A 22,497-nucleotide genomic window follows, 5' to 3' on the forward strand; every position below is an offset into this window, starting at 1 on the left:
ATCGAGGTGCTCGCCCTGGCCCGCGCGCGGGGCCGGGAGGAATCCCTGACACAGCGCGTCGTCGGTGAACAGTGCGGCGACGGCGGACGGTTGCCCCGCGTCGAACGCGTCTTCCGGCGCCCGGAGGGACAGTGGGGTCGACGCGGAGCGGGCCTGCTAGAGGTCGACCACCGGCCGCCGCGGGGACCGCGTCCCGGGCGTCTGCGAGACCGACGCGACCGCCGCGACCTCGTCCGCCTGACCGGTACGGACCGTGCGTTCCGCCTCGGAGCGGCCCGCGACCAGCGACGCCTCCTCGAGCAGTCCGCGTACGCCTTCGACCGCCCGGTAGTAGATACGCGTCCCCTCCCGCCGGGACGCCACGAGACCGGCGGCCCGCAGCTTCGCCAAATGCTGGGAGGTCGCGGCGACATGGGCCCCGAGCATCGCGGCGAGCCCGCTCACCGGAAGCTCCTGCCTGCTCAGCGCCCACAGCAGCCGATAGCGCGAGGGGTCGGCCACCGCCTTGAGCACCGTCACCGCGCGGTCCGCGGCGTCCGCGTCCCACGACTCTCCTTGCACGCTCATGCAAGTAGGTTAGCGGTGCGTAACGGGAAAAGCCCCTCTGATCTGCGTTCTCGCAGATCAGAGGGGCTTTCGGGTCGTGGAGCCTAGGGGAGTCGAACCCCTGACATCTGCCATGCAAAGACAGCGCTCTACCAACTGAGCTAAGGCCCCGGAACGGAGACCAGAGTACCGGGTCACCCCCGAGATCTCACAAAAGGATTGGGGCTCCCGGTATCCGACCACGCTCCGTAAGATGCTCGTCGGGTTCGCATCAGCGAAGCCACGCCAGGGGAAGCGATGGGGAGACGCACATGGATGCTGCACAGCAGGACGCGACCGCCAGAGCCAGAGAGCTCCAGCGCAGCTGGTACGGGGAGCCGCTGGGGGCGCTCTTCCGTCGGCTCATCGATGATCTGGGCCTGAACCAGGCCCGGCTTGCGGCGGTGCTCGGGCTGTCGGCTCCGATGCTCTCCCAGCTGATGAGCGGCCAGCGCGCCAAGATCGGCAACCCGGCGGTCGTCCAGCGCGTCCAGGCCCTGCAGGAGCTGGCCAGTCAGGTCGCGGACGGAAGCATCAGCGCGGCAGAGGCCACGGCCCGCATGGACGAGATCAAGAAGTCGCAGGGCGGATCCGTGCTGACCGGGACCGGGCAGACCACGACCAGCTCGGGCGCGCCGACGGTACGCCGCGTGGTGCGCGAGATCCAGTCGCTGCTGCGCTCCGTCGCGGCGGCCGGCGACATCATCGATGCGGCGGACTCCCTCGCCCCGACCCACCCGGAACTGGCAGAGTTCCTCCGGGTGTACGGCGCCGGGCGCACGGCGGAGGCGGTCGCCCACTACGAGTCGCACCAGAGCTGAACGAACCAGGACGCCGAAGCAGGCAACGGGGAGCGGGCGCAGCGCAATGGGTGAGGTCTTCGCTGGTCGGTACGAGCTGATCGACCCGATCGGACGCGGTGGAGTCGGCGCGGTCTGGCGTGCCTGGGACCACCGGCGGCGGCGCTATGTGGCTGCCAAGGTCCTGCAGCAGAGCGATGCGCACGCGCTGCTGCGCTTCGTCCGCGAGCAGGCGCTCCGCATCGACCACCCGCATGTCCTCGCCCCGGCCAGCTGGGCCGCGGACGACGACAAGGTGCTGTTCACCATGGATCTGGTGAGCGGCGGGTCGCTGGCGCATGTCATCGGCGACTACGGGCCGCTGCCGCCGCGCTTCGTCTGCACCCTTCTCGACCAGCTCCTGTCCGGTCTCGCCGCGGTGCATGCGGAGGGGGTCGTGCACCGCGACATCAAGCCGGCGAACATCCTGCTGGAGGCCACCGGGACCGGGCGGCCGCATCTGCGGCTGTCCGATTTCGGCATCTCCATGCGCAAGGGCGAGCCCCGGCTGACCGAGACCAACTATGTGGTGGGAACGCCCGGTTACTTCGCACCCGAGCAGATGATGGGCGCGGAGCCGGACTTCCCGGCCGATCTCTTCGCGGTCGGACTCGTCGCGCTCTATCTGCTGCAGGGCCAGAAGCCCGATTCGCGGGCCCTCGTCGAGCATTTCGCGGCGCACGGCACGCCGGGCGCCCCGCAGGGCATTCCCGAGCCGCTGTGGCAGGTCCTCGCGGGTCTGCTCCAGCCCGATCCGCAGACCCGGTTCCGTACGGCCACGGGTGCGCGGAAGGCGCTGACGTCCGCGGTCGAGATGCTGCCCGAGCCCGGCATCGACGACGAGCCGGTCGAGGTCTTCGACCAACTGGGCCCTCTGCCGGTCGGCTTCGGCCCGGACGGCCCCACCGCGCACGGCAAGGCCACCACGGATGCCGACAGCGGCCAACGTGGCCAGGACGCCCTTGATGCCCAGGACACACCAGCCGCGCAGGGCACACAGGGCACACCAGCCGCACAGGGCGCTCAGGGCGCCGCCCCCGCGCCGGCCCCCTCCGAGACCGGCTCCTTCCATCTCGCCCCGCCGCCCTACCAGCCCACGCCACCGCCGCAGCCGGTCCAGCCCTCCGTTCCCGCCCATGCGGCCTCCCCCCATCACCCCGCGGCGCAGGACTTCGCCCAGGCCCGGACGGCCGCGGTTCCGTACGAACAAGCTCTCACTCGTCAGTACACCGACCAGGGCCCTCAGGTTCCCTCTCAGGCGCACTTGGCGTCGCACGCGCTCTCGCACGCGCCGTCCCACGCCCCCCTGGTCACGCGGCAGAAGCGACCGGGACCGCCCCCGAAGGTCGCGGTCCCGGTGCTGCTCGTGGCACTGATCTGTTTCGCGGTCGGCATCTGGGCCCTCACCCAGGCCTGACTCCCCGCTCGGCCGAAGGGCTCACCAGGAGGCGGGCGGCCCGTACGGCGTCGGTGTCGTACCGTCCCCGGGTCCCGCCTGCCCCTGGCCCGCAGCAGCCGATCCGGGTCCCGGCACCGCACGCCGCCGCGCCAGCAGCGTCCATGCCCCGAGCCCGAGCACCAGCACCGTCCCCGTGCCCACCCCGGCCGCGCCGACGAGCTTCATCGTGTCGCTCTTCTCGGCCTTCTCGCCCTCGGAGACTCCGAGGTCACCGAGCGGCTCGGTGTACGGCGGCGCCGCCTTCGCGTCGCCCTCGACGTCGACTCTCAGCGTCACGCCGAACGGCTTCTTGCCGAACTTGTCGGCGAGTTCGGGATTCAGGCTGACGGCCAGGTAGTACTCGCCCCCGAGCCGCATGCCCTGGACATCGTCACCACTGCCGAACCGGTTCTCGTACGCGACCGGAGGCAGCGGTTTCAGCGCGGCCTGCTTCTGCTTGCCGTCGTAGGTCGTGTAGGCGTCCTCCACCAAGCCGCGCAGCGGGTTGTACAGCCGCATCGTCAGCCCCTGGCTGACGAAGGCGTAGCTCTTGGTGTTGGTGCTCCCCAGAGAGGCGGTACCGAAGAACTGCTGGCCCCAGTCGACCTTGACCCGGAAGAAGTAGGTGCGGCCTGCCTCCATCGAGCTGGTCCACTCGCCCTCGGAGATCTCGGCGGCGTCGTTGAAGCCCGTGCCGCCGCCGGCCTTCTTCGGTCCGCCACCGGGAAGGCCCGGGGAGGCGGAGGGCCACTGGCTCGGCGCCTCCGTGGGCCCGGCCTCCTTCAGCCCGGGCTCCGTCACATGACGGATCTCCAGGTCCCAGTCCCCGGGGGTGGAGGCCTCCGCGCTGCTCCGCTCGACCAGGACGTTGTAGGCGCCGGCCTCCTGGCAGCTCGAAGCGTCCTTCTCGATGGTGCGGTGGGCGTAGGCGGCGAGCGGCTGCGCGAAAGCGCCGGATCCGACGGTGGCGGTGGCGTCGCTGCACGTTCTTCCCTGGTTGTCCTGCAGGGTCACCTTGATGCCGTCGGAGTACTCGAGCTTCGTCCCCAGCTCGGGGACGGCGACGACCGAGACGTACGCGTTCTTCCTGGCGTCCAGGTCCACGCGGAAGTTGAGCTTTCCCTCGGGCCCGATGGACGAGCGGTACGTCCGGCCCTCGTTCAGCACTTCGGCGTTCGTGGTGCTCTCCGCGCCCTTGATCGCCTGCGCGTCGGCACCGAAGACGTACGGATTCGGCTGCCCGGCGGCCTGGGCCGGAACGGCGGGCAGCGCCGCCACCGCGCACACCGCCGCCGCCCCCGCCAGCGTCACCCGGCCCTTGCTGCGCTGCCTCATCTACGCGCTTCCCCCTGTCGTCTCCGTTGCCGCCCGGCGCCACGCCCGTACCCGCACCCGTACGAAAGCGAGCCCGGTGATCAGGGCGGCCGCGCCGCCTGCCGTCGCGGCGGTCGCAGTGCCGGTCCATCCTGCCCCGCCACTCCCACCGCTGTCTTCGCGTGCGGCCGAAACACCACCCTTGTCCGGCTTCTTCACCGGCACCGGGGTATCGCGCCGGGGCCCGGGGCTGAACTCGGTGCCGCCGTAGTGCCACCGGACAAAGCCCTGGCCCGAGCCATCAGCTTTGCCCACGCAAGCTATTCGTTTGCTCAAGTGAACTCAAGAGGTCTCGGCGTCCACGGTCCCGCAGCATCGCCACGCAGGCGCGAGCAGCACGCACGCACGGGCCGTGCACACGGGCCGTACGCGTGACAGCACGGCCCGCGAACAGCGCGGAGCCCCGGCCGCTCGGCGGCCGGGGCTCCGTCACTCGGACTGTCTGCGTCTCACACACCCGAACCTGCGGGCACGGAGTCGGTCGCCTCCGTCCACAGATCCTGCTCGGCGCGATCCGCCTGGATCTGGCGGTACACGAGGAGCCCGCCGATGGCGGCCAGTGCGACCAGGAGGAGCTTCTTCACCGCGCGACCTCGTCTTTCCTTGACGTAGGGGACTTCTGCCGCCCGACTATACACACCGACCGATACCGTTCGGTGACCTGCGTACGGCCCCGCCCCCGCCCCGGATCGGACCGGCGGGCATCCATCCCGGTGTACCGGACGACCCTCAACTCGCCCCCGCCGAGCGGTCGCCGGCGCCGGGCCGTCCCGGCCACGGCTACGTCGAGCGAGGCTGCACCGTCGGGATCCTCGAGGTGAAGAACATCGCCAGGACCGCGGCGAGCGCAAGAATGGCGAGTGCGGCGCGCAGGCCGTCGAGCCGGGCCTCGGCATTCGCCTCCAGCGCGGCCTGGGTCACCTGCTCGCTCGTCCCGGCCTTGTCGAGAGCGGTCTTGAGCTGGGCGTCCGACAGGAAGGTCACACCGCTCTGAAGCTCGACGGCCGCCTGGCTCTTGACCTCGGCGGGGACCGCCGGATTCTGCTCGACGCCGGCCAGGAACGACGACGCGAGCGTGGCGATCAGGATCGAGCCGGCGAGTGCCGTACCGATCGACGAGCCGAGGTTGGTGACGGCGTTCTGGATGCCACCGACCTCCGCGCTCTGCTCGTCCGGTACCGCGGACACGGTGACCGACCCGAGCTGGGACGCCAGCGCACCCATACCGAGCCCGATCAGCAGAAGCGGGATGCTCACGATCTCCGCTCCGGCGTCCGCGTCGAGCGCGGCCATCAGGACCACCGCTCCGGCGAGCAGCGCAAGGATCCCGAGCCGCACCACCCGCCGTGGCGACACGTCCGGGAAGAGGCGAGGGATCAGGATCGCGGCCGCCAGCAGTGTCAGTGAGAGCGGCAGGAGGCGTGCGCCGGTCTCGAGTGCGGACAGGCCCAGCGCGACCGACAGGTAGAGCGGGACGACGAAGAACACGCCCATCTGCACGAGGTACTGGAAGAAGAACATGGTCAGGCCGCCGGTGAGCTGTCTGTTCTGCAGCATCGCCGGATCGATGAGCGGCTCCCTGTGCTGCTCGACGAGGCGGGCCTCCCAGCGGAGGAAGAGCCAGATCAGGAGCAGACCGGCCAGCATCAGCCACACGACCGGCGAGACACCGAGCCACGAGGGCGCGTCGGGCTTCGGCCGGAACCAGCCCCACTCGGCGGAGCGCAGCACGCCGTAGACGAAGGTCCCGAGCCCGAGGGCGGACAGCACGGTGCCGATGAGATCGATGTGCGGGCGCTCACCGCCCGGGACGTCGGCGATGCGGCGGGCGAAGACCAGGATGCCTAGCACCACCAGGACCTCGCCGGCGAAGACCCATCGCCAGGAGAAGTACGTCGTGGCGAAGCCTCCGATGAGCGGCCCGAGCGCGATCGCCACGGCGCCGGCGGCCGCGACGAGTCCGTAGGCGGCGGGACGCCGTTCAGCGGCGAAGTTGCCGGCCACGAGCGCCACGATCGCGGGCAGGATGAGGGCCGCCCCGATGCCCTCCAGAAAGGACCAGCCGAGCAGCAGCACGGGCAGGTTCGGCGCGATCGCCGTGGTGAAGGAACCGCATCCGTAGACGCAACAGCCGATCATGAACGCGCGTCTGCGGCCGATCAGCGCCCCGACCTTGCCGCCGGGGATCATGAACATCGCCATCACGAGCGTGTAGGCGGTGATCGCGCCCTGGATCCCGGTCACCGTCGTGCCCACGTCGTCGGCCACCGTCGCGATCGAGACGTTCATGACGGAGCTGTCGAGCGCCATCAGGAACTGACCCGCCGCGAGGGTCCACAGGACGAGCCTCGCCCTTGCCGAACTCTCGGCAGTGCCTGTCCCGGGTGTCATGGGCGCATCGTTCCAGCTGCCCAGGAGACCGATCCGCGACCCGCCACGGGGATCAGCCGCTTGGCGGGCGTGGAACCGACGAAGCCGAACGCGGCTGATGTCGGCCGCATACGCAGAAGACCCCCAACCGTGATCGGTTGGGGGTCTTCGAGCTGGTGGGGCTAACAGGATTTGAACCTGTGGCCTCATCCTTATCAGGGATGCGCTCTAACCAACTGAGCTATAGCCCCGCCGCGCTGCGCGCTGACTCCTGAAGGTTAGCGCACGTGGGGGGCAGTCCCAAAATCGGTTCCTACCCCCCAGGACCTTCGCCTACTCGTCCTCGGCCAACGTCAGCTCGACTCCGCCCACGAACCCGGCGGAGAGGTTGTAGATGAAGGCGCCCAGCGTCGCCAGCGCCGTGGCCAGCACGACGTCGATGACCGCGATCACCGAGGTGAAGACGAGCACCCGCGGCAGCGAGAGGAACGACTGCAGATCGAAGCCGTTGCTCTCGTTCGAGCCTGTCGCCTCGCTGATCGTGCCGCCGACCGTCGAGAAGACCCCCATGGCGTCCATGACCATCCACAGGACCGCCGCCGCGACGATCGTGCAGATGCCCAGCGCGATGGAGAGCAGGAAGCTGACCTTCATCACCGACCACGGGTCGGCCTTGGCCACCCGCAGCCGTGCCTTGCGCGTCCGGGGCTGTGTGCTCGCCCCGGTGCGTGGCCGACGGACGGTCGCGCCCGCGGCCGTCTGCTGGGCAGGGCCCTGCTGGCCGCCCTGGGTCCCTCCCTGGGGGGAGGGATACGCCTGCGGCGGATGGTACGGCTGCGTTCCCTGCTGCACCGGCTGCTCCCCACCATAGGTTTCGTAGGGGGCTTGTTGCCCCCGGCTGTCGGTCACGGTCATTGCCCTGCCCTTGGCGGGGACGCCCCCGCCCTGGGAGTCCGTGGCGGAGCCACTGGCACCGTTCGATCCAGAAGCATCGCCGGCAGCGGCCGATCCGGCGCCGGTGGCTCCACTCACGCTTTACTCCTCGTGCTCCCCGGCCGAAGGCTCCGTGCCCTCGGCGGCCTCAGCAACCTCGGAGGTCCCGACCGCGACGCCTTCCTCGGCGACCTCGGTCCCGTCGACCTCTTCGGCCTCGCGACCGGCCTCGGCGTTGCGCGCGATGCCGACGACGGCATCCCGCTTGCCCAGGTTGATCAATTGGACGCCCATGGTGTCACGGCCGGTCTCCCTGACTTCGTTGACTCGCGTACGAATCACACCACCGGACAACGTGATGGCGAGGATCTCATCGCTCTCCTCGACCACCAGCGCGCCGACCAGAGAACCACGGTCCTCCACGATCTTGGCGGCCTTGATACCGAGGCCACCGCGACCCTGGACGCGGTACTCGTCGACGTCGGTCCGCTTCGCGTAACCGCCGTCCGTGGCAGTGAACACGAAAGTACCCGGCCGCACCACATTCATCGAGAGGAGTTCATCGCCCTCACGGAAACTCATGCCCTTGACGCCCGAAGTGGCACGGCCCATCGGGCGCAGCGCCTCGTCCGTCGCGGTGAACCGGATCGACTGCGCCTTCTTGCTGATCAGCAGCAGATCGTCGTCCGCCGACACCAGCTCCGCGCCGATCAGCTCGTCGTCACGGCCGTCCTCCGTCTCCCGGAGGTTGATCGCGATGACGCCGCCCGAACGCGGGGAGTCGTAGTCCTTCAGCGGGGTCTTCTTCACCAGGCCGCCCTTGGTGGCGAGGACCAGGTAGGGCACGGCCTCGTAGTCGCGGATCGCGAGGATCTCGGCGATCTGCTCGTCCGGCTGGAAGGCCAGCAGGTTGGCCACGTGCTGGCCGCGGGCGTCCCGGCCGGCGTCCGGCAGCTCGTACGCCTTGGCCCGGTAGACCCGGCCCTTGTTCGTGAAGAACAACAGCCAGTGGTGCGTGGTCGAGACGAAGAAGTGGTCGACGATGTCGTCCTGCTTCAGCTTCGTGCCGCGCACGCCCTTGCCGCCGCGCTTCTGCGAGCGGTAGTCCTCGGTCTTGGTCCGCTTGATGTAGCCGCCACGCGTGATGGTGACGACGATGTCCTCTTCGGCGATCAGGTCCTCGATGGACATGTCACCGTCGAAGGGGACCAGCTTGGAGCGCCGGTCGTCGCCGAACTTCTCGACGATGACGGCCAGCTCCTCGCTGACGATCTGACGCTGCTTCTCGGGCGAGGCGAGGATCGCGTTGTACTCGTTGATCTTCGCCTGCAGCTCGTCGTGCTCCTGCACGATCTTCTGGCGCTCCAGGGCGGCCAGCCGGCGCAGCTGCATCTCCAGGATCGCGTTCGCCTGGATCTCGTCGATCTGCAGCAGGCCCATCAGGCCCTCGCGCGCGACCTCGACCGTGTCACTGCGCCGGATCAGCGCGATGACCTCGTCGATCGCGTCGAGCGCCTTGAGCAGACCGCGCAGGATGTGGGCCCGCTCCTCGGCCTTGCGCAGCCGGAACTTCGTCCGACGGACGATGACCTCGATCTGATGCGTCACCCAGTGGCGGATGAACGCGTCGAGGGACAGCGTGCGCGGCACACCGTCGACGAGCGCCAGCATGTTGGCGCCGAAGTTCGTCTGCAGGTCGGTGTGCTTGTAGAGGTTGTTGAGGACGACCTTGGCGACGGCGTCGCGCTTGAGCACGATGACGAGGCGCTGGCCGGTCCGGGAGGAGGTCTCGTCGCGGACGTCGGCGATGCCGCCGACCTTGCCGTCCTTGACGAGGTCGGCGATCTTCTGCGCGAGGTTGTCCGGGTTGACCTGGTACGGGAGCTCCGTGACCACCAGGCACTGGCGGTTCTGGATCTCCTCGACCTCGACGACCGCGCGCATCGTGATGGAGCCGCGGCCGGTGCGGTACGCCTCCTCGATACCCTTGCGGCCCACGACCAGCGCGCCGGTCGGGAAGTCGGGCCCCTTGATCCGCTCGATCAGCGCGTCGAGAAGCTCCTCGTGAGTGGCCTCCGGGTGCTCCAGCGCCCACTGGGCACCGGACGCGACCTCGCGCAGATTGTGCGGCGGGATGTTGGTGGCCATACCGACGGCGATACCGGCGCTGCCGTTGACCAGCAGGTTCGGGAAGCGCGCCGGCAGGACCGTCGGCTCCTGGTTGCGCCCGTCGTAGTTGTCCTGGAAGTCGACGGTCTCCTCGTCGATGTCCCGAAGCATCTCCATGGACAGCGGCATCATCTTGCACTCGGTGTACCGCATGGCCGCGGCCGGGTCGTTGCCCGGGGAACCGAAGTTGCCGTTGGAGTCCACGAGCGGCATCCGCATCGACCACGGCTGCGCGAGGCGTACGAGCGCGTCGTAGATCGAGGAGTCGCCGTGCGGGTGGTACGTACCCATGACGTCGCCGACGACGCGGGCGCACTTGTAGAAGCCCTTCTCGGGCCGGTAGCCGCCGTCGTACATCGCGTACAGCACACGGCGGTGGACGGGCTTGAGGCCGTCCCGTACGTCGGGCAGCGCGCGGGACACGATGACGGACATCGCGTAGTCGAGGTAGGAGCGCTGCATCTCGGTCTCGAGCCCGACGGGCTCGATCCGGACCTGCTGGCCTTCCTCTTCGGGCTCGGTGGTCACAGGAGTGTTCTCGTCGGCCATTGCTGGTCTTCAGTCCTTTCGTGCGGTCAGCTGAGACCGACTCAGATGTCGAGGAAGCGGACGTCCTTGGCGTTGCGCTGGATGAACGAGCGCCGTGCCTCGACGTCCTCGCCCATCAGCACCGAGAACAGGTCGTCGGCCTGCGCGGCGTCGTCCAGGGTGACCTGGCCGAGAACGCGGTGCTCGATGTCCATGGTGGTGATGCGCAGCTCCTCGGCGTTCATCTCACCGAGACCCTTGAAGCGCTGGATCGAGTCTTCCTTGATGCGCTTGCCCTGCTGCTTGCCGAGCTCGACGAGCGCGTCGCGCTCACGGTCCGAGTACGCGTACTCGAAGTCGTCCCGGCCCCACTTGATCTTGTAGAGCGGCGGGCGGGAGAGGAAGACGTGCCCGGCCTCGACCAGCGGACGCATGAAGCGGAAGAGGAACGTCAGCAGCAGCGTGTTGATGTGCTGGCCGTCGACATCGGCGTCCGCCATCAGGATGATCTTGTGATAGCGGAGCTTGGTGATGTCGAAGTCCTCGTGGACTCCGGTGCCGAAGGCCGAGATGAGGGCCTGGACCTCGGTGTTCTGCAGGATCTTGTCGATCCGCGCCTTCTCGACGTTCAGGATCTTGCCTCGGATCGGCAGGATCGCCTGGTACATCGGGTTACGGCCGGACTTGGCCGAGCCGCCGGCGGAGTCACCCTCGACGATGAAGATCTCGCACTTGGTCGGGTCGTTCGACTGGCAGTCGGACAGCTTGCCCGGCAGCGAGGCGCTCTCCAGCAGGCCCTTGCGGCGGGTCAGGTCGCGTGCCTTGCGGGCGGCGACACGGGCGGTGGCCGCCTGGATCGACTTGCGGATGATGTCCGCGGCCTCGTTGGGGTTGCGGTCGAACCAGTCGGAGAGGTGCTCGTGCACGACCTTCTGCACGAAGGTCTTCGCCTCGGTGTTGCCCAGCTTGGTCTTCGTCTGGCCCTCGAACTGCGGCTCGCCCAGCTTGACCGAGATGATCGCGGTCAGACCCTCGCGGATGTCCTCACCGGTGAGGTTGTCGTCCTTCTCGCGCAGCAGCTTCTTGTCGCGCGCGTACCTGTTCACCAGGCCGGTGAGCGCCGCGCGGAAGCCCTCCTCGTGCGTACCGCCCTCGTGCGTGTGGATCGTGTTCGCGAAGGAGTACACACCCTCGGTGTACTGGGAGTTCCACTGCATCGCGATCTCGACCGAGAGCATGCGCTCCTTGTCCTCGGCCTCCACGTCGATCACGGTCGGGTGGATCAGCTCGCCCTTGCGGGAGTTGAGGTACTTCACGAAGTCGACGATGCCGCCCTCGTAGTGGTACTTCACCGTCCTCGCCGGCTGCTCCTCGGCCGCCTCGGCGTCGGGGTCGTCGGCGTTCATCGTCGCCTTGGCCGACTCGCGCTCGTCCGTGAGCGTCAGGGTCAGGCCCTTGTTGAGGAAGGCCATCTCCTGGAAGCGGCGCGCGAGCGTCTCGAAGGAGTAGTCGGTGGTCTCGAAGACGTCCGGGTCGGCCCAGAACGTCACGGTCGTGCCGGAGTCCGCGACCTGCTCGTGCTTGGCGAGGGGGGCGGTGGGCACACCGAGCTTGTAGTCCTGCGTCCAGCGGTAGCCGTCTCGCTTGATCTCCACGGAGACCTTGGTGGACAGCGCGTTGACGACGGAGACGCCCACACCGTGCAGACCGCCGGACACGGCGTAGCCGCCGCCGCCGAACTTGCCGCCCGCGTGCAGGACGGTGAGCACGACCTCGACGGCCGGCTTCTTCTCGACAGGGTGGATGTCCACCGGGATACCCCGGCCGTTGTCGACGACGCGCACGCCGCCGTCGGCCAGGATCGTGACGTCGATCGTGTCCGCGTGACCGGCAAGTGCCTCGTCGACGGAGTTGTCGACGACCTCTTGCACAAGGTGATGAAGCCCACGCTCACCGGTCGAGCCGATGTACATGCCGGGCCGCTTGCGGACCGCGTCCAAACCCTCGAGGACGGTGATCGCGCTGGCGTCGTACGACGACGAAGAGGTCGGTGCCTCGCCGTTCCCGTCGGCAGCAGTGGAAGGAATGTTCTCGTTGGGGTTGCCGGAATCGGCCACGAAGCGCCCTTTCTGGCACAGCACAAGCCGTTCTCCGGGCAAACGGGACCGGCTGCGTCGTTCGGCAGTAATCGACGTGTCCCGCACGTCGGCGGGATTGTCCACCAGTCTACCGGTACCGCCGACACGAATGGGGGTTTGCCGGTGCCTGAGTCCGCATGTGCCGCCCTCAACGGGCGCCGACCGACTCCCCATATTCGGGAAGGGGCTCCAAGAGGCTCACACCGGCATTGAGCGCTTCGGCCTGTCAACCTCCGGCTACGGTGAGGGACGCCCCATGGGTCACAGGCGTGCCGGCGCGTGCGGGACCCCGGAGCGAGCGCCCGCGGGACGGGCGGCGGACGCGGTGCGGAGGGCGGTGCGGAGGGGTGTGCGGACGTGGCCGGGGCGCGGTGCGGGCGCGGGTTTCGGGGTGCCGTGACGCGCGACGGAGGTGCGGTGGGCGGTGCCGGCGCGGGGATGCCTGCGCCGGACCTGTAAGCGCGGCAGCCCTGACCCTGGGCCCGGCCGCCGGAGGTCCGGCGCCCGGTGAGAGATCAGCCGTATGTGTCGCCCGGTCCCTTGCTGCCCGGGGCGCGGAGCGGGCCGTACCGGTGCGCGGGGCCACCGGGGCCGAGGACCTTGAGCAGGCGGACCGTGCCCTGGCCGAGATCCTCGTTCAGCCGGGCCACGAGTCGCGGCGCGAGCAGTCGCAGCTGTGTCGCCCACGCCGTCGAGTCGCACTGCACCGTCAGCACCCGCTCGTCGGGATCCTCGTCGTACCGCAGCGGTACGCAGTGCTTCGCCAGGTCCTCGCCCACGATCTGCGGCCAGCGGCCCATCACACCGCCCACCGCCGCGGGTGTCTCCCAGCCCCGCTCGGTGATCAGCCGGTTGATCGCCGCACCCAGCGGCAGCGGATCCCGGCCGTCCGACCGCGCTCCGGACCGCAGCCCGCCGCCCCGCCTGGCCTGCCGTTTCTCCTGCGCGGCCGCTCCTCGCGCCCGGGCCTGCTCCTTGGCCGCGCGCAGCGCGACCCGTGCCAGGTCGACGCCCGACGACTCGGCCGCGACCGGTCCCGCCGCAGTCGCCGGAAGCTCGTGCTCGCTCATACGCGCTCCACCGCCCCGTCCGCGACCGCGTACCGCGCTCCCGCCAGCACCCCCGGGACGTCGTCGTCGACCGCCGCCGTCACCAGCACCTGCTCGCCCGGAGCCACCAGCTCCGCCAGGCGCTCGCGCCGCCGCGTGTCCAGCTCCGCGAAGACGTCGTCGAGCACGAGCACCGGCTCGTTGCCCTCGGCCCGCAGCAAGTCGTACGAGGCCAGTCGCAGCGCCAGCGCGTACGACCAGGACTCTCCGTGGCTCGCGTATCCCTTCGCGGGCAGCTCGCCCAGCTTGAGCAGCAGCTCGTCACGGTGCGGCCCGACCAGCGTCACCCCGCGCTCGATCTCCTGCTTGCGCACGTCGGCGAGCGCGGCGATCAGCTGCTCGTACAGCTCGTCACGCGTCTGGGCCGAGCTCTCCGCGGCGCCGCCTGGCGTACCGACTGCCGTACCGCCCGCCGGGCCTTCCGCCGAGCCGCGGTACTCCAGGGCGATCGGCCCGCCCCCCGGCGCCAGCTGCTCGTAGGCCTTGTCGGTCAGCGGCTGCAGCGTTGCGATCAGATCCAGTCGCCGCGCGAGCAGCTCCGCCCCGGCCCGTGCCAGGTGCTGGTCCCAGACGTCGAGCGTCGACAGGTCCATCGAGCGCCCGCCGTGCCGGCGCGCCATCGCCGCCGACTTCAGCAGCGTGTTGCGCTGCTTGAGCACCCGCTCGTAGTCGGAGCGCACCCCCGCCATCCGCGGTGAGCGGGCGGTGATGAGTTCGTCCAGGAAGCGCCGCCGCTCTCCCGGGTCGCCCTTCACGAGGGCCAGATCCTCCGGCGCGAACATCACGGTCCGCACAATCCCCAGCACGTCCCGGGGCTTGACCTGCGAAGACCTATTGATCCGCGCCCGGTTCGCCCGGCCCGGATTGAGCTCCAGCTCGATGAGCTGGGACCGCTCGCCCTGGGTGACCGCGGCCCTGATGACCGCCCGGTCCGCCCCCATCCGTACCAGCGGCGCATCCGACGCGACCCGGTGGCTGCCGAGCGTCGCGAGATAGCCGACGGCCTCCACCAGATTGGTCTTGCCCTGCCCGTTCGCCCCCACGAAAGCGGTGACGCCCGGCTCGAGCGGGACCTCGACCCGGGCGTACGAGCGGAAGTCGACCAGCGACAGATGCGTGACATGCATGGTGGACGCCGACCTCCCCCGGCTTACCTCTTACCGCTCACAGGCTCTGCCAACAGCCTGTGGATTACTTCTTGCTCTCGACCGCGTGCCCGCCGAACTGGTTGCGCAGGGCGGCGATCATCTTCATCTGCGGGGAGTCGTCCTGCCGGGACGCGAACCGCGCGAACAGCGACGCGGTGATCGCCGGCAGCGGCACCGCGTTGTCGATCGCGGCCTCCACGGTCCACCGGCCCTCGCCGGAGTCCTGTGCATAACCGCGCAGCTGCTCCAGGTGCTCGTCCTCGTCCAGCGCGTTGACCGCGAGGTCGAGCAGCCAGGAACGGATGACCGTGCCCTCCTGCCACGAGCGGAAGACCTCGCGCACGTCCGTCACCGAGTCGACCTTCTCCAGCAGCTCCCAGCCCTCGGCGTAGGCCTGCATCATGGCGTACTCGATGCCGTTGTGGACCATCTTCGCGAAGTGCCCGGCACCGACCTTGCCCGCGTGCACCGAGCCGAAGTCGCCCTCGGGCTTCAGCGCGTCGAAGACGGGCTGCACCTTGGCGACATGCTCCTCGGAGCCGCCGTACATCAGCGCGTAGCCGTTCTCCAGGCCCCAGACACCGCCCGACACACCGCAGTCGACGAAGCCGATGCCCTTGATGCCCAGCTCGACGGCGTGCCTCTCGTCGTCGGTCCAGCGGGAGTTGCCGCCGTCCACGACGATGTCGCCGGGCGACAGCAGCGCGGCCAGCTCGTCGATGGTGGCCTGGGTCGCGGCACCCGCCGGGACCATCACCCACACCACACGCGGTCCCTTGAGCTTGTCCACAAGCTCCTGAAGGCTGTGGACATCGGCGAGGTCCGGGTTGCGGTCGTAACCGATGACGGTGTGGCCTGCGCGGCGAATGCGCTCGCGCATGTTGCCGCCCATCTTGCCGAGGCCGACGAGACCGAGCTCCATCAGACAGATTCCTTACGGTGTGGCGTTTCGTACCCGCGTCCGAGCCTACGCCGGGACACGGGCACACACCTGTGGGGTCGGCCGCTCAGAAGTGGGGCCGCGCAGGGGCTCAGCCGCTCAGCCGCACCGGCATGATCAGGTACTTGTACGCCTCGTCCGCTTCCGCGTCGACCGCCGGCGTACCGCTCAGCAGCGCGGGCTTCGTGGAGGTGGTGAAGGACAGCTGGGCCACCGGGGAGTCGATGGCGCTCAGCCCGTCGAGCAGGAACGTCGGGTTGAAGGCGATCGAGATGTCGTCGCCCTCCAGCTGCGCGTCCACCCGCTCCACAGCCTGTGCGTCGTCGCTGGAGCCGGCTTCCAGGATCAGCACACCCTGCTCGAAGCTGAGCCGGACCGGAGTGTTCCGCTCGGCGACCAGGGCGACTCGCTTGACGGCCTCGACGAACGGCGCGGTCTCGATCACCGCGACCGAGTTGAACTCGGTGGGGAAGAGCGTCCGGTACTTCGGCAGGTCACCCTCGAGAAGGCGGGTGGTCGTACGGCGACCGGCACCCTCGAAACCGATCAGTCCCTCGCCGGCGCCCGAACCGGAGAGCGCGAGCGTGACCGTGTCACCGCTGGTCAGCGCCTTGGCGGTGTCCAGGAGCGTCTTCGCGGGCACCAGGGCGACCGCGGAGGCGTCGGGGGACTCGGGCTTCCAGAGGAACTCGCGGACCGCGAAGCGGTAGCGGTCGGTGGAGGCCAGGGTGACGGTGTCGCCCTCGATCTCGATCCGTACGCCGGTGAGGACGGGCAGTGTGTCGTCCCGGCCCGCGGCGATGGCGACCTGGGCAGCGGCCGAGGCGAAGACCTCACCAGGGACCGTGCCGGTCGCGGTCGGCATCTGCGGCAGCGCCGGGTACTCCTCCACAGGGAGCGTGTGGAGGGTGAAGCGGGAGGAGCCGCAGACCACGGTGGCCCGTACACCGTCTGTGGAAATCTCCACCGGGCGGTTGGGGAGGGCACGGCAGATGTCGGCGAGAAGGCGGCCGGAGACGAGCACCGTCCCGTCCTCCTCGACCTCCGCCTCGACCGAGACCTTCGCCGAGACCTCGTAGTCGAAGCTGGAGAAGCTGAGGGCTCCGTCCTCGGCCTTCAGAAGAAGGCCCGCGAGAACGGGCGCCGGCGGACGTGCCGGGAGGCTCCGGGCCACCCACGCCACCGCCTCCGCGAGTACATCGCGCTCCACCCGGATCTTCACCGGAACCGCCTCCTGCTGTTGCTCGCTCGCCCTGCTGGCCTTCGTGTCGGCAGGGGCTCCCCGACGGATGGCGGGGCCCGATGCCGGAGACCAGTCTGACGCACCGCACCGACACTCGGTGCGGCTCGGGGTCAAGTCGAGACAAGAGGCAGCCGAGGCTCCGGTGGCGAGTTGTGCACAGGCCCCTCTTCGAAGCGGATTCCCAGGTAACTCAGAGTGGGAGTAGTAGTAGGGGCTGTGGAAACCGTGGATAACCCCGTCTGCGCAGGTCAGACCTGATTTTTTGTCCACGGGCCCTGTGGGCGGCGGCGGTGGACAACCGGGTCGATCTGTGGACGGCGGAAAGTTCTGCACACCCGATGCACAGGACGCAGGGACTTCTCCCCAGTGCCGTCCCCAGCTTTACCCACGTTCCCCACAGGCCAACCCAGCACCTTGGTGTGACGCCTTTCACTCGGTCCGGTGAGCCCGGGTGTTTCGTTGCCGAACAGTGGACAGGGGTGTGGAGAAGCTGTGGGCAACGGAGCCGCGCCTGTGGGCCGGGTGGGGACAACCCCGGATCACGCCTTGTGGACAAGCTGGGCGTCCACAGTCTGTGGAGCGGGGTTGGACACAATTCCACAACCGGCTGACCTGGAGTGATCATGTCTCGGCACCCACGCCTGTGGACACAATCTGGACAACTTCCCAGTCCCCAGGCTGTGGACGGAAGATCTTCCGGATCTCTGTGGAGAACGGGCCGTCGGCGACAGCTATTCGAACACCGCGATGACCCGCTGATGGCGGCGCAGTTGCGCGGGGGCGTCCCGGAAGCCGCGAAGGGCGCCCCGGAATCCGTCCCGGGGCGCCCTTCGGAGCCGAGTGCACAGCCTGTACGGAGCTCTGTGGAAGCTCGTGTCAGCCGTTCTTGATGCGGTTCGTGAGTTCGGTGACCTGGTTGTAGATGGACCGCCGCTCGGCCATCAGCGCGCGGATCTTCCGGTCCGCGTGCATCACCGTCGTATGGTCGCGGCCGCCGAACTGCGCACCGATCTTCGGCAGCGACAGATCGGTGAGCTCCCGGCACAGGTACATCGCGATCTGCCGGGCGGTGACCAGCACCCGGCTGCGCGAGGACCCGCAGAGGTCCTCCACGGTCAGCCCGAAGTAGTCGGCGGTCGCCGCCATGATGGCGCTCGCCGTGATCTCCGGAGCGGAGTCCTCGCCGCCCGGGATGAGGTCCTTGAGGACGATCTCGGTGAGCCCGAGATCGACCGGCTGCCGGTTGAGGCTCGCGAAGGCCGTGACCCGGATCAGCGCACCCTCCAGCTCACGGATGTTGCGTGAGATCCGGGAGGCGATGAACTCCAGTACTTCCGGCGGGGCGTTGAGCTGCTCCTGCACCGCCTTCTTGCGGAGGATCGCGATCCGCGTCTCCAGCTCGGGCGGCTGCACATCGGTGGTCAGACCCCACTCGAAGCGGTTCCGCAGCCGGTCCTCCAGCGTCATCAGCTGCTTGGGCGGCCGGTCGGAGGACAGCACGATCTGCTTGTTCGCGTTGTGGAGCGTGTTGAAGGTGTGGAAGAACTCCTCCTGCGTCGACTCCTTGCTCGCGAGGAACTGGATGTCGTCGACCAACAGGATGTCCACATCGCGGTAGCGCTTGCGGAACGTGTCGCCCTTGCCGTCGCGGATCGAGTTGATGAACTCGTTGGTGAACTCCTCGGAGCTCACGTACCGCACGCGGGTGCCCGGGTAGAGGCTCCGTGCGTAGTGCCCGATGGCATGCAGCAGATGCGTCTTGCCGAGGCCCGACTCCCCGTAGATGAAAAGGGGGTTGTACGCCTTCGCCGGCGCCTCCGCCACCGCGACGGCAGCGGCGTGGGCGAACCTGTTGGACGCGCCGATGACGAAGGTGTCGAAGAGGTACTTGGGGTTGAGCCGGGCGTGCGGCTCACCGGGGCCCGGAGCCGGTGCGGGCTGTGCGCCGAGAGGACCGGGGACGCCACCGCCGCCCGAGTGGCCGCCGTGACCACCGTGGCGCGGGCCCTGCGACTCCGGCATGTCGTGCCGGTCGGGGCGCTGGTCGTACTGCCCGCGGTCGGGCATCGGCGAGCGGTAGTCGTGCTGCGGCTGCTGGGGGCGGGCCGTCGCGTAGGGGTCACGCTCCTGGAAACCGCCGAGTCGCGGCTGCTGCCAGGACAGCTCTTCCTGGGTGCGCGGCCACGCTCCGGGCTCGGGGCGGTGCTGCTGGTACTCGGGATAGGCGGGGCGGACGGTCGGCAGCCCGTCGTCGTTCGCGGGGCGGTGACCGTATCCCTCGTAGGTGTCGTTCTGGCGCGGCTCGTCGTGCTGCGGTCCCTGGTAGCGGGAGGACTGCTGCGCGGAGGGCGCCGGCGGGGGCGCGGGCTCGCCGGCGGTGTCGTCGACGGTGATCGCGATCCGGATCGGCCGACCGCACTCGCGGCTGAGGGTTTCGCTGATCAGCGGGGCGAGCCGGCCTTCGAGGACACGCTTGCCCCACTCATTGGGGACGGCGAGGAGTGCGGTGTCGGCCACCAGCGCGAGGGGCTGGCACCGCTCGATCCACTGCTTGTCCTTGGGCTCGATGCCTTGCTGGCCTTCTCCGAGGAGCTGTTCCAGCACTCGTGGCCACACTGCGGCAAGATCGGCAGGTACGTCAGCCACAAGGCACGCTCTCTCACAGGTCCCACGAATGTGTGGTTCTCGGGACGGGTCGGTCAGGCCCGGCAGGCGGGTAGGAAAGGAATTCGAGTCCAGTCACGGTAGTCAGGGCGACCCGCGTGGTTCAAGTTGTTGTCCACAGCCTGTGCACAGACGGCGCCACGGTGACCCTGGTTTGACCGGATGGCGTAGCCGCGCGTACCGTAACCAGGTCGAGTTGTCGATGGCTGCTGCCGCCTGCCTCCGATGGGCAAAGATCACGATCAGTGATCGTGAAGCGGTGCACTCGGGCGTATTGCGAGCTACTCGTGGGCGCACGGTGACAGCCAGGCGATGCCCCGCCGCCACACGAATCATTACTGGAGCCCCCGAGTGAGCAAGCGCACCTTCCAGCCGAACAACCGTCGTCGCGCGAAGACCCACGGTTTCCGCCTGCGCATGCGTACCCGTGCCGGCCGCGCCATTCTGGCGAACCGCCGCAGCAAGGGTCGCGCCAACCTGTCCGCCTGACCGCAGTACAGGTCATGACGTGCTGCCTACCGAGAATCGGCTGAGGCGGCGCGAGGACTTCGCGATCGCGGTACGCCGAGGACGCCGGGCCGGACGCCCGCTTCTCGTCGTCCATCTACGCAGCGGTGCAACGGACCCGCACGCGCCTGGGGAGAGCGCTCCCCCGACGCGTGCGGGTTTCGTCGTGAGCAAGGCGGTGGGTGGCGCGGTCACACGGAACCAGGTGAAGCGGAGACTGCGCCACCTGATACGCGAACGACTGTCCGAGCTGCCCCCCGGTAGCCTGGTGGTCGTACGGGCGCTGCCCGGTGCGGGTGACGCCGATCATGCACACCTGGCCCGAGACCTGGACGCCGCTCTTCAGCGGCTGCTGGGAGGGGGCACGCGATGAAGTACCCGCTGCTGGCTCTGATCAAGCTGTACCAGTGGACGATCAGCCCGCTGCTGGGGCCCGTCTGCCGGTACTACCCGTCGTGTTCTCACTACGGGTACACCGCCATCGACCGGCATGGCGCGGTGAAGGGCACGGCGCTGACCGCCTGGCGCATTCTGCGGTGCAATCCGTGGTCGCCCGGCGGTGTGGACCACGTCCCTCCCCGTAAACGACCTCGTTGGCACGAGCTGCTGCGCGACTACCTGCGTGGCGGCAAGGGCGGGCAACCCCCTGAGACCAGCCCGGCCGCAGAGACCTCGCCCAATGCTCAAGGAGCCTGATTAGTGGACACGATTGCCAGTCTCTTCAGCTTTATCACCACACCCGTCTCCTGGATCATCGTCCAGTTCCACTCGTTGTACGGGGCGCTCTTCGGCCCCGACACGGGCTGGGCCTGGGGACTGTCCATCGTGTCCCTGGTGGTGTTGATCCGTATCTGTCTGATCCCGCTCTTTGTGAAGCAGATCAAGTCGATGCGGAACATGCAGGCGCTCCAGCCGAAGATGAAGGCGATCCAGGAGCGCTACAAGAACGACCGACAGCGTCAGTCCGAAGAGATGATGAAGCTGTACAAGGACACGGGCACCAACCCGCTGTCCTCGTGTCTGCCCATCCTCGCGCAGTCGCCGTTCTTCTTCGCGCTCTACCACGTGCTGAGCAACATCGCCAACGGCAAGACGATCGGCGTGCTCAACCAGACCCTGGTGGACAGCGCGCGTGAAGCCCAGATCTTCGGCGCTCCGATCGCCGCGAAGTTCACGGACACCTCGGAGAAGGTCGCAGCGCTCAACGCCTCCCTGACCGATGTCCGCGTCATCACCGCCATCATGATCGTCCTGATGTCGGCGTCGCAGTTCTACACGCAGCGCCAGCTGATGCAGAAGAACGTCGACCTGTCGGTCAAGACGCCGTACATGCAGCAGCAGAAGATGCTGATGTACATCTTCCCGATCATCTTCGCCGTCATGGGCATCAACTTCCCGGTCGGTGTCCTCGTCTACTGGCTGACCACCAACGTGTGGACCATGGGCCAGCAGATGTACGTGATCAACCAGAACCCGACGCCGGGTTCCAAGGCGCAGGACAGCTACCTGCAGCGTCTGCTGAAGGGTGTCTCGGCCCACGGTGAGGTGCGCGGCCGCCGCAGGCGCAATATCGTCCAGGCCATCGTTGCCAAGGGCTCGGACCGCAACGACAACGAGCGCAAGTTCATCGCCGGCCTGGCCAAGGCGGGCTACGCCGCTCAGGCGGACGGCACCGTGATCAAGAGCGACACCGTCACCGCCGACGCCGATGCCGGCGCCGCCGCGCGGCGGCAGCCCAAGCGCCAGAGCAAGTCTCAGCGCCAGTCCGGTGGTGTCCAGCAGACCGGTGAGGACAAGCTGTCGCTGCAGAAGCAGGACGAGCCGCAGGACACCACGCCGAAGCCTGCGGGCAAGACTGCCCCTGGTAACGCCCGCCAAGCCAAGTCTGGACAGCGCAAGGGCCAGCAGCGGCCCAAGCACCCGTCGTCCAAGAAGTAAGAAGGAGTCCATCCGTGACGGAAGGCACCACCTCCGCCGCCGAGGGTGGCGACACCCTGACCCGCCTGGAGCAGGAAGGGGAGATCGCCGCTGACTACCTCGAGGGCCTGCTCGACATCGCCGATCTCGACGGCGACATCGACATGGACGTCGAGGCGGACCGGGCCGCGGTCTCGATCATCAGCGAAGCGAGCAGCCGGGATCTCCAGAAGCTTGTGGGCCGCGACGGCGAGGTGCTGGAGGCGCTCCAGGAGCTGACGCGACTCGCGGTGCACCGGGAGACCGGCGATCGCAGCCGACTGATGCTCGACATCGCCGGCTACCGCGCTCAGAAGCGTGCCGAGCTCGCAGAGATCGGCGCCAAGGCCGCGGACGAGGTCAAGAACAGCGGTGAGCCCGTGAAGCTGAAGCCGATGACCCCGTTCGAGCGCAAGGTTGTGCACGACGCGGTCGCGGCCGCCGGTCTGCGCAGCGAGTCCGAGGGCGAGGAGCCGCAGCGCTTCGTCGTCGTGCTCCCGGCCTGACCTTCGTCGTTCTGTCGGCCCCGTCTGTTCGCAGGCGGGGCCGAATTTTG

General features: G+C 68.8%; 19 protein-coding genes and 2 tRNA genes. 7 read left to right on the forward strand and 14 right to left on the reverse strand.

All coding sequences use genetic code 11. The features are described from left to right. Positions 1-156: 156 nt before the first annotated feature. Complete coding sequence (locus ACIQMR_RS06525; RefSeq protein ID WP_401383630.1) at positions 157-567, reverse strand: ArsR/SmtB family transcription factor; 411 nt, start codon at positions 565-567, stop codon at positions 157-159. A 77-nt stretch (positions 568-644) separates the two neighbouring features. Continuing rightward, positions 645-717: transfer RNA gene (locus ACIQMR_RS06530), tRNA-Ala, on the reverse strand. A gap of 140 nt (positions 718-857) precedes the next feature. Here ACIQMR_RS06530 and ACIQMR_RS06535 point away from each other — a divergent pair. Then, positions 858-1,406, forward strand: coding sequence for a helix-turn-helix domain-containing protein (locus ACIQMR_RS06535; RefSeq protein ID WP_401383633.1), 549 nt, complete (start codon positions 858-860; stop codon positions 1,404-1,406). A 46-nt stretch (positions 1,407-1,452) separates the two neighbouring features. Then, on the forward strand, positions 1,453-2,841 hold the full coding sequence (locus ACIQMR_RS06540) for a serine/threonine-protein kinase (protein WP_401383636.1): 1,389 nt from the start codon (positions 1,453-1,455) through the stop codon (positions 2,839-2,841). A 21-nt stretch (positions 2,842-2,862) separates the two neighbouring features. On the opposite strand, the gene ACIQMR_RS06545 is transcribed toward ACIQMR_RS06540, so the two are convergent. From ACIQMR_RS06545 to dnaA, 12 genes are all read right to left on the reverse strand, one after another. After that, positions 2,863-4,197 carry a hypothetical protein gene (locus ACIQMR_RS06545; protein ID WP_401383638.1) on the reverse strand — a complete coding sequence of 445 codons (1,335 nt, stop codon included), beginning with the start codon at positions 4,195-4,197 and terminating at the stop codon, positions 2,863-2,865. 488 nt (positions 4,198-4,685) lie between these two features. Next, complete coding sequence (locus tag ACIQMR_RS06550; RefSeq protein WP_003958712.1) at positions 4,686-4,820, reverse strand: DLW-39 family protein; 135 nt, start codon at positions 4,818-4,820, stop codon at positions 4,686-4,688. A 196-nt stretch (positions 4,821-5,016) separates the two neighbouring features. Further along, positions 5,017-6,627, reverse strand: coding sequence for an MFS transporter (locus ACIQMR_RS06555; RefSeq protein ID WP_401383641.1), 1,611 nt, complete (start codon positions 6,625-6,627; stop codon positions 5,017-5,019). A 153-nt stretch (positions 6,628-6,780) separates the two neighbouring features. Beyond that, a tRNA-Ile gene (locus ACIQMR_RS06560) sits at positions 6,781-6,857 on the reverse strand. An 82-nt stretch (positions 6,858-6,939) separates the two neighbouring features. Beyond that, the gene (locus ACIQMR_RS06565; RefSeq protein WP_401384101.1) at positions 6,940-7,515 is read right to left on the reverse strand and encodes a DUF3566 domain-containing protein; all 576 of its coding nucleotides are present in this window, start codon (positions 7,513-7,515) and stop codon (positions 6,940-6,942) included. Positions 7,516-7,641: 126 nt separating this feature from the next. After that, complete coding sequence (gene gyrA, locus ACIQMR_RS06570) at positions 7,642-10,257, reverse strand: DNA gyrase subunit A (RefSeq protein ID WP_401383644.1); 2,616 nt, start codon at positions 10,255-10,257, stop codon at positions 7,642-7,644. A 41-nt stretch (positions 10,258-10,298) separates the two neighbouring features. Continuing rightward, positions 10,299-12,377, reverse strand: a complete 2,079-nt coding sequence (gene gyrB, locus ACIQMR_RS06575) for a DNA topoisomerase (ATP-hydrolyzing) subunit B (RefSeq protein ID WP_323137292.1) — start codon at positions 12,375-12,377, stop codon at positions 10,299-10,301. Between the two features lie 512 nt (positions 12,378-12,889). Further along, the gene (locus ACIQMR_RS06580) at positions 12,890-13,444 is read right to left on the reverse strand and encodes a DUF721 domain-containing protein (protein WP_401383647.1); all 555 of its coding nucleotides are present in this window, start codon (positions 13,442-13,444) and stop codon (positions 12,890-12,892) included. Further along, positions 13,441-14,610 carry a DNA replication/repair protein RecF gene (gene recF / locus ACIQMR_RS06585; RefSeq protein ID WP_401383649.1) on the reverse strand — a complete coding sequence of 390 codons (1,170 nt, stop codon included), beginning with the start codon at positions 14,608-14,610 and terminating at the stop codon, positions 13,441-13,443. Before recF ends, ACIQMR_RS06580 begins: the two co-directional genes overlap by 4 nt. Before the next feature lie 64 nt (positions 14,611-14,674). After that, positions 14,675-15,553, reverse strand: a complete 879-nt coding sequence (gene gnd / locus ACIQMR_RS06590) for a phosphogluconate dehydrogenase (NAD(+)-dependent, decarboxylating) (RefSeq protein WP_266380328.1) — start codon at positions 15,551-15,553, stop codon at positions 14,675-14,677. A gap of 109 nt (positions 15,554-15,662) precedes the next feature. Further along, positions 15,663-16,793, reverse strand: coding sequence for a DNA polymerase III subunit beta (gene dnaN / locus ACIQMR_RS06595; protein ID WP_401383652.1), 1,131 nt, complete (start codon positions 16,791-16,793; stop codon positions 15,663-15,665). An 897-nt stretch (positions 16,794-17,690) separates the two neighbouring features. Beyond that, positions 17,691-19,460: a chromosomal replication initiator protein DnaA gene (gene dnaA, locus ACIQMR_RS06600; RefSeq protein ID WP_401383655.1), complete on the reverse strand. Its 1,770-nt coding sequence runs from the start codon at positions 19,458-19,460 to the stop codon at positions 17,691-17,693. Positions 19,461-19,829: 369 nt separating this feature from the next. On the opposite strand from dnaA, the gene rpmH reads away from it, so the two are divergent. The 5 genes from rpmH to ACIQMR_RS06625 are packed head-to-tail and all read left to right on the forward strand — an operon-like array spanning position 19,830 to position 22,447. Beyond that, complete coding sequence (gene rpmH, locus ACIQMR_RS06605) at positions 19,830-19,967, forward strand: 50S ribosomal protein L34 (protein ID WP_018846094.1); 138 nt, start codon at positions 19,830-19,832, stop codon at positions 19,965-19,967. Positions 19,968-19,986: 19 nt separating this feature from the next. Then, complete coding sequence (gene rnpA / locus ACIQMR_RS06610; RefSeq protein WP_401383658.1) at positions 19,987-20,358, forward strand: ribonuclease P protein component; 372 nt, start codon at positions 19,987-19,989, stop codon at positions 20,356-20,358. Next, entirely contained in the window at positions 20,355-20,681 is a 327-nt protein-coding gene (gene yidD, locus ACIQMR_RS06615) for a membrane protein insertion efficiency factor YidD (RefSeq protein ID WP_266380318.1), read from the forward strand. The genes rnpA and yidD overlap by 4 nt, the downstream gene beginning before the upstream one ends. Positions 20,682-20,684: 3 nt before the next feature. Next, positions 20,685-21,923, forward strand: a complete 1,239-nt coding sequence (gene yidC / locus ACIQMR_RS06620) for a membrane protein insertase YidC (RefSeq protein ID WP_401383661.1) — start codon at positions 20,685-20,687, stop codon at positions 21,921-21,923. Positions 21,924-21,937: 14 nt separating this feature from the next. Continuing rightward, on the forward strand, positions 21,938-22,447 hold the full coding sequence (locus tag ACIQMR_RS06625; protein WP_401383663.1) for a protein jag: 510 nt from the start codon (positions 21,938-21,940) through the stop codon (positions 22,445-22,447). Positions 22,448-22,497 lie beyond the last annotated feature (50 nt).

Origin of the sequence: Streptomyces sp. NPDC091376, from assembly GCF_044757085.1 — a bacterium.
GTDB lineage: Bacteria > Actinomycetota > Actinomycetes > Streptomycetales > Streptomycetaceae > Streptomyces > Streptomyces pratisoli.

Bases quoted from the DNA above. Each gene is read 5' to 3' on its own strand.
- ACIQMR_RS06525 (WP_401383630.1), bottom strand. From the start codon at position 567: ATGAGCGTGCAAGGAGAGTCGTGGGACGCGGACGCCGCGGACCGCGCG.
- ACIQMR_RS06535 (WP_401383633.1), top strand. From the start codon at position 858: ATGGATGCTGCACAGCAGGACGCGACCGCCAGAGCCAGAGAGCTCCAG.
- ACIQMR_RS06540 (WP_401383636.1), top strand. From the start codon at position 1,453: ATGGGTGAGGTCTTCGCTGGTCGGTACGAGCTGATCGACCCGATCGGA.
- ACIQMR_RS06545 (WP_401383638.1), bottom strand. From the start codon at position 4,197: ATGAGGCAGCGCAGCAAGGGCCGGGTGACGCTGGCGGGGGCGGCGGCG.
- ACIQMR_RS06555 (WP_401383641.1), bottom strand. From the start codon at position 6,627: ATGACACCCGGGACAGGCACTGCCGAGAGTTCGGCAAGGGCGAGGCTC.
- gyrA (WP_401383644.1), bottom strand. From the start codon at position 10,257: ATGGCCGACGAGAACACTCCTGTGACCACCGAGCCCGAAGAGGAAGGC.
- ACIQMR_RS06580 (WP_401383647.1), bottom strand. From the start codon at position 13,444: ATGAGCGAGCACGAGCTTCCGGCGACTGCGGCGGGACCGGTCGCGGCC.
- recF (WP_401383649.1), bottom strand. From the start codon at position 14,610: ATGCATGTCACGCATCTGTCGCTGGTCGACTTCCGCTCGTACGCCCGG.
- gnd (WP_266380328.1), bottom strand. From the start codon at position 15,553: ATGGAGCTCGGTCTCGTCGGCCTCGGCAAGATGGGCGGCAACATGCGC.
- yidD (WP_266380318.1), top strand. From the start codon at position 20,355: ATGAAGTACCCGCTGCTGGCTCTGATCAAGCTGTACCAGTGGACGATC.